The organism is Actinoplanes utahensis (genome assembly GCF_016862455.1).
Taxonomy (GTDB): Bacteria; Actinomycetota; Actinomycetes; order Mycobacteriales; family Micromonosporaceae; genus Actinoplanes; species Actinoplanes utahensis.
Map to the genome: position 1 here is coordinate 54,438 of NZ_BOMZ01000095.1, position 6,536 is coordinate 60,973.

Consider the following 6,536-nt stretch of genomic DNA (forward strand, 5'->3'; position numbering starts at 1 on the left):
TGTGAGGTGAGCCGCGCGCCGCCGTCGCTGGCGTCGCTGGCGTCGCAGCATCCTTCTCCTACTCAGCCGTTGCGTCGTAACCAGGCGCTGTTTTTGAGTTCGGTAGTCGTACCGCTGGCCCGACCGAGTATGGGTTCGGAGGCACCGCCAGCACCTGCCTGCCTGCGGGCAAATTGCTTCGTCTGGGTCGGCGTGGGCTTGAACGTGACGGCCTCGCTACCACGCCTGCGCGCCCGTCAGGTAGGTACTCCGGCGTTTGATCGTGCGCTGAATGCCACGAAGGGGATGACCGCAAGAGCTAGTAGGCCGCCGATGATGGAGAGGGTGGCATAGCTGGTGGCTGCCATGACCATCCCGCTGGCGATGCCGCCCCCCGCGCCGGCGAGCGCGATGCTCACATCGACGGTTCCTTGAATCCTGACTCTGGTGGCGGTGGGCGCGTTGTCGGTGATCATGGCGGTGCCGGAGACGAGGCCGAGGTTCCAGCCGAGGCCGAGCAGGGCGAGGGCGACGGTGAGCAGGGCGACGGAGTCGTCCGGTGCGGTTGCAGCCACGATGCCGGCGGCCAGCAGGGTGACGCCGGACGCGACGGCGACGGGGATGCGGCCGATGCGGTCGACGAGGATGCCGGTGATCGGCGAGGGCAGGTACATGGCGCCGATGTGTACGGCGATGACCAGGCCGGTCGCTGCGAGGTCGTGGCCGTGGGCGTGCATGTGGACCGGGGTCATGGTCATGACGGCGACCATGACGAGCTGGGTGAGGATCATGGTGAGCGCCCCTGCAGCGACAGAGCCGCGGAACCGTCGATCGGGTTGCCGACCGGCGCTGGTGGTAGTGCCGGGCAGTGCGGGTGCGGTGCGGGAGGCCAAGAGGGGGTCGGGCCGCAGGAGCAGGAACAGGATGATGCCGGCGATGCTGTAGGCGATGGCGGCGAGAGCGAAGGGTCCGGCCAGGGCGGGGATGCCCCAGTGTTCGGCCAGGGTGCCGGTGGGAGCGACGAGGTTGGGGCCGGCGACGGCGCCGATGGTGGTGGCGACCAGGACGGTGCTGACGGCACGGCCGCGCCGGTCCGGGGCGGCGAGGTCGGTGCCGGCATAGCGGGCTTGCAGGTTGGTGGCTGTTCCGGCGCCGTAGACGAGTAGGGAGGCGAGGAGCAGCAGGACGTTGTCGAGGGTCGCGGCGAGAACGACGCCGGCGCCGCCGAGCGCGCCGGCGGTGTACCCGGCGGCCAGTCCGGTCCGGCGGCCGAGGCGCTGGGACAGGCGGCCGACGATCAGGGCGGTGCCGGCGGAGCCTGCGGTGAACAGGGCGGAGGGCAGCCCGGAGAGGCTGGTGGTGTTGAGCATGGCTTCGGCGAGCAGGGCGCCGACGGTGATGCCGGCGGCCAGGCCGGTGCCGCTGAAGACTTGGGAGGCCATGACCACCCGCAGGGTTCGCCGTTGGAGGGCCCGGTGTGCTTCGGCGGTGGTGATGGTGCTGGTGGAGGTCATGTTGGGGTGGGTTCCTTGCTGCGGGGGTGGGTTTCGTACATGCGGGCCGCAGTGAGTAGCCCGGATGCTGCGGTGAGGGCGGCGACGGTCCAGACGGCGGCGCGGATGCCGGCGAGGTCGGCGATGATGCCGGCGAGCAGGGCTCCGGCGGCGAAGCCGCCGTCGCGCCAGAGCCGGTAGACACCGACGGCGCGGGCACGCCAGCCGGGGTGGGCGACGTCCGAGATCGACGCCAGCAGGGTCGGGTAGACGGCCGCGGTGCCCGCACCGAGCAGCACTGCGGCCAGCGCCCATACCGCGAAGGTGTCGGCGACCGCGAAGCCTGCGAGGGCTGCGGCTTGGGCGAGCATGCCGGCGACGATGAACGGCTTGCGGCCGTATCGGTCGGAGGCGGGGCCGGTGACGAGCTGGCCGAGGCCCCACACGGCGGGGTAGAGCGCGGCGAGGACGCCGATCTGTGTCAGCGACAGTCCGGCGGCGGCGAACAGTACCGGGAAGAGCCCCCAGGCCAGGCCGTCGTTGAGGTTGTTGACCATACCGGCCTGGCTGGCCGAGGACAGCGCCGGTTCGCGCCAGCTGGTCAGCGCGAACACCTCCCGGGTGGCCAGGTCGCCGCCGCCGGTGGCGTGAGTGGTGGCTTCGTGGCGGGCGTGGCCACGGGTCTCCCGGACGAAGAACAGCGACAGGCCGAGGCCGAGGACAACGTAGGCGGCGGTGAGCAGGAACGGCGCCGGGCGCAGCCCGTGCTGCGTGGCGAGGGCTCCGGTCGCCATCGCGGTAGCGGCGACGGCGAGGTAGCCGGCGGCTTCGTTGAGTCCCATGGCCACGCCGCGGCGTTCCGGTCCGGCGAGGTCGATCTTCATGATGACCGTGGTGGACCAGGCCAGACCCTGGTTGATGCCGAGCAGCACATTCGCGGCGACGATCCAGCCCCAACTCGGCGCCCAGATCAGCATGGCGGGAATCGGAATGGCAACGAGCCAGCCGGCGAGCAGGACGGGTTTGCGGCCATACCGGTCGGACAGGGTGCCGGCAAAGAAGTTGGTGGCGGCCTTGGTGATACCGAACGCCAGGATGTACGTCAGCGCCGCGGTGTAGCCGTCGAGGTGGAACTCGCGTTCGGCGAGCGGGGTGAGCACGGTGCGTTCGGAACCGAGGACGCCACCGACCAAGGCGTTGACCACGACCAGCAAGGAGAACTGAGCGGCGTTGACTGCCAGGCCGAGCCGCGGGCCGCTCGGGGCCGGGGCGGTCACTGGCCCTCCCGCAGCGGGTTGCCGGTGGCGGCGGCCCAGTCGGCGGGACCGCCGACGAGCACACCGAGGTCCTGACGGCCGGCGCGTTCGAGCAGAGTAGCGGCGGTCATAGCCCGTTCGCCGTGCCCGCACATCAAGATCGACGTCCCTGCTGCGGCGGCGGGGTCGGTGGGCAAATTGCCGAGTTCGATGTGCGTCGCGGCGGGCAGGTGCCCGGCCGTGTACTCGTTGTCCTGGCGGATGTCGAGGACCGGCCCGTCGATGCGGTCCGGAGGGACCAGCCGGGTGGTGGTGACCGGGCCGTTCCAGGCGGCCATGCCACCGGCGAGTTCCCCGGCGATGTGCTCGACACCAATGTTCAGGGCCGGCCACAGGATGTCGGCCGGGTCTTGATCGGCGTTGCGGACAATCACCACAGGGGTGTCGCGGTCGACGAGCCAGCCGAGCCAGGTCGCGAACTGCGCGCGCAGCGGGATCGCGACCGCGCCGGGGATGTGGCCGGCGCCGACATCGGCGACCGGGCGGACGTCAACGACGATCGCACCGTCGGTCAGCATCCGCTGTATCTGTCCGGCGGTCAGGCCGGGCAGCCGCGGCGGCGTGCCGAGGACGGCCGGGCCTTGCCGGTTGATCTCAGCCAGCCACCGGAAGTAGGCCGGGTAGGACCCGAGCGAGGCAAGTAGCTGTTTGGCGAAGGTGTCGGCGTCGGGAACGCTCAGCAGCGGGTTGCCGGCCTTCTCGGTGCCGATGGTGGAGGTCCGTGCCAAACCGGGCGGCGCCGAGCAGAACGAGCCGGCCCCGTGGGTCGGCCAGACCCGAGTGTGGTCGGGCAGTGCGGTGAGCCGGCGCAGCGAGGCGTACTGGGCGTGGGCGAGTTCCACAGTCCGGTCGTCGCCGAGCAGGTCGGTGCGCGCGGCCGATCCGACGATCAGCGACCCGCCGGTGAACACACCTACCGGCGCCGTGCCGTCGAGCAGCAGGAACGAGAGGTGCTCGTCGGTGTGCCCGGGGGTAGCCAGTGCCCGCAACGTCAGCCCGCCAAGATCGATCTCGTCGCCGTCGCCAAGTCCGCGGTGGTCGAACGCGCGGGCGCCAGCGGCCGAGGCGAGGATCTGCGCGCCGTCGGTGGTGGCCAGCTGCACCGCACCGGACAGGAAGTCGGCATGCAGATGAGTGTCAGCCGCCCACGCGATCGTCAGCCCACGCCGCTCGGCCGCGGCGCGCAGCGCCCGCAGGTCACGCGGGGCGTCCACGGCCAAGGCACGGCCGTCACCGACGTCGAGCAGGTAGGCGCTGTTGCCCAGTCCTTCGTCAATCAATGGCACCAACTCCATGACACCTTCTCCTCGTGTGTGGCGACCCGCCCCGCAATCTCCTACACTATTCCATGAAACATTGGAGGATGCGCAAGATGGGTGACCCCACCAATAAAGCCACGCTGTTCGACGCCCTCGCCCGGGTCGGCAAAGCCCTGGGCAGCGGCAAACGGCTGGAGCTGCTGGACCTGCTGGCACAGGGCGAACGCAGTGTCGAGCACCTCGCCACCGCAGCCGGTCTCGGGCTGACCACCTGCTCAGCGCATCTGCAGACGCTGCGACAAGCCGGCCTGGTCGCCACCCGCCGCGACGGGACGAAGATCCACTACCGGCTGGCTGGCCCCGACGTCGCCGCCCTCTACGCCCTGCTGCGCGATGTCGCGGGTGCCCGCAACGCCGAAGCGGCTGCCGCTCGCGACGCCTACCTGGGCCCCGCCGACACCGAGGCCGTCGACCGCGACGAACTGCGCCGCCGCCTGGCCGCCGGGCAGGTGATCGCGGTGGACGTGCGCCCTGCGGAGGAGTACGCCGCCGGGCACATCCCCGGCGCCATCTCCATCCCCTTGGGTGAACTCGCCGAGCGGATCACCGAACTGCCCGCCGACGTCGAGGTGGTCGCCTACTGCCGCGGCGCCTACTGCGTGCTCTCCCATGAAGCGGTCCGGCTACTGGCCGACCATGGCCGACCCGCCGTCCGGCTCGCCGACGGGATGCTCGAATGGCACCGCGACCAGCTGCCGATCGCCGCGTGAATCCGGTCGTCCTCGACGGCGGCGACCGCCGCTGCGTCCGGCTCCTGCTCGATCTGCGCCGGCTGATCATGACCGTGCCCGCGGGCACGGTCATCCACCTGATCGCCGACGACCCGGCCGCACCATTGGACCTGCCGGCCTGGTGCCATCTGACCGGCCACACCTACCTCGGCCCCGTGCCCGCCGAGCGCCCCACCTACGCGGTGCAGGTGTCCGGCGCGGCGGTGCTCACCGGCCCTCAATCGCCGTGGCGACCTGCGTCAGCCGACCCATGACCATGTCCATGGTGGCCACGAACTGCCGCACCTGCTCGTCCGGGAGTCCGGCGAACAAGTAGGCCGAGTGCCGTTCGTACTCGGCGGCCAGCCCGGCGGTCACGGCCCTGCCCTGATCCGTCAGCTGCACCAGCAGCGCCCGCCGGTCTTCCGGGTGCGCGACCCGACGCACGAACCCGGACTCCTCCAGCCCATCGACCAGAGCGGTGACATTGCGCGCCGTCACCCCGATCGCCTGCGCGAGCGCCCGCTGCGTCTGCGGGCCGCCCCGATACACCAGCCACACGACCGTGGCCCGCGCCCGGCTCAACCCATGCCCGGCGAGCCCCGCCTCCATGTACTGCTGCACCGACGCGGCGAACGCGAACACCCGCTCCAGCACGGCAGGGAACTCCGGGCAGTCCCCCCGAACATTGTGTATGCCATTCACTATGTATAGCCTCCAGCTGAAGGGTACCGACCCTCGACCGCCGGAGACGAGCGGATGCGACATCCGATCTTCGCCCGTGTCTACGAGAAAATCAGCGTGCAGATGGACCGCGCCGGGGCCGCCGAGCACCGCCGCACCCTGGTGGCGAACCTGTCCGGCCGGGTGATCGAGATCGGTGCCGGCAACGGGCGTATGTTCGTCCACTACCCGCCGCAGGTCACCGAAGTCCTCGCCGTGGAACCCGAACCACGGCTCCGGGCCACCGCGCACACCGCCGCCCGATCCGCCCCGGTGCCGATCCGCGTCGTCGACGGCCTCGCCAACACCTTGCCGGCCCGCGACGGCGAGTTCGACGCCGCCGTCACCGCTCTCGTGCTTTGCACCGTGCCCGACCAGGGCGCTGCGCTCGCTGAGATTCACCGGGTGCTGCGCCCCGGTGGCCGGCTGCTGTTCCTCGAACACGTCCTCGCCGAGCAGCCAGGCACCCTGCGCCGCGCTCAGAAGATCGCCGACGCGACCCTGTGGCCGCTACTGCTCGGCGGCTGCCGGACCAGCCGCGACACCCTCGCTGCCATCACCGCCGCCGGCGCTGGGCTGTTCGCTCTGCAAAGGCGCGAACGCCCGGCCACGTCGGCGGTTTCCCCGACATGCCCCACCGGTCAGGCTTCGCCCAGTGCGACACCGGTAGCAGTGCTGCCGGTGTCGCACTGGGAGAAGCGTTACATGGAGACGTCGGCGTTCGAGCGCACCGAGGCGCTGCCGGCCAGCCGCACCGCCGACAGTTGGAAGCACTACGACCTGTCCTACGCCGTCGACGCCAACACGGCGATGTTCCGCGCCACCGGCGTCACCCGATACCTGGACCGGGCGCTGGAGTACATCACCGGCGTGGTGCCCACCGCCCGGCCGTCGAAGCAACTGGCACCAGCCAATACCGCGATGACTACCTTGGCTGGGTGTCGAACAGGGAGGACCTGCAACCGACCGGCGTGGAGGTGCCGCTCTACGAGAGCG

Annotated in this window: 7 protein-coding genes; 3 read left to right on the forward strand and 4 right to left on the reverse strand. The window is 70.9% G+C overall.

What is annotated here, in order from left to right; all coding sequences use genetic code 11:
* Positions 1-236 precede the first annotated feature (236 nt).
* The 3 genes from Aut01nite_RS35105 to Aut01nite_RS35115 are packed head-to-tail and all read right to left on the reverse strand — an operon-like array spanning position 237 to position 4,074.
* A complete protein-coding gene (locus tag Aut01nite_RS35105) occupies positions 237-1,493 on the reverse strand; it encodes an MFS transporter (protein ID WP_204037848.1) in 1,257 nt (418 codons plus the stop codon).
* On the reverse strand, positions 1,490-2,749 hold the full coding sequence (locus tag Aut01nite_RS35110; RefSeq protein WP_204037850.1) for an MFS transporter: 1,260 nt from the start codon (positions 2,747-2,749) through the stop codon (positions 1,490-1,492). Before Aut01nite_RS35110 ends, Aut01nite_RS35105 begins: the two co-directional genes overlap by 4 nt.
* Positions 2,746-4,074 carry an MBL fold metallo-hydrolase gene (locus Aut01nite_RS35115; protein WP_204037852.1) on the reverse strand — a complete coding sequence of 443 codons (1,329 nt, stop codon included), beginning with the start codon at positions 4,072-4,074 and terminating at the stop codon, positions 2,746-2,748. Before Aut01nite_RS35115 ends, Aut01nite_RS35110 begins: the two co-directional genes overlap by 4 nt.
* 62 nt (positions 4,075-4,136) lie before the next feature.
* On the opposite strand from Aut01nite_RS35115, the gene Aut01nite_RS35120 reads away from it, so the two are divergent.
* A complete protein-coding gene (locus Aut01nite_RS35120; protein ID WP_204037854.1) occupies positions 4,137-4,817 on the forward strand; it encodes an ArsR/SmtB family transcription factor in 681 nt (226 codons plus the stop codon).
* Positions 4,814-5,092: a sulfurtransferase TusA family protein gene (locus Aut01nite_RS35125; protein WP_239124628.1), complete on the forward strand. Its 279-nt coding sequence runs from the start codon at positions 4,814-4,816 to the stop codon at positions 5,090-5,092. The genes Aut01nite_RS35120 and Aut01nite_RS35125 overlap by 4 nt, the downstream gene beginning before the upstream one ends.
* Here the strand turns inward: Aut01nite_RS35125 and Aut01nite_RS35130 are convergent.
* Positions 5,046-5,474, reverse strand: a complete 429-nt coding sequence (locus Aut01nite_RS35130) for a MarR family winged helix-turn-helix transcriptional regulator (RefSeq protein WP_204037858.1) — start codon at positions 5,472-5,474, stop codon at positions 5,046-5,048. The two genes, Aut01nite_RS35125 and Aut01nite_RS35130, sit on opposite strands and share 47 nt — an antisense overlap.
* Positions 5,475-5,576: 102 nt before the next feature.
* On the opposite strand from Aut01nite_RS35130, the gene Aut01nite_RS35135 reads away from it, so the two are divergent.
* Positions 5,577-6,536 (forward strand): class I SAM-dependent methyltransferase (locus Aut01nite_RS35135; RefSeq protein ID WP_204037860.1); only part of this gene is annotated, 960 nt, incomplete at its 3' end.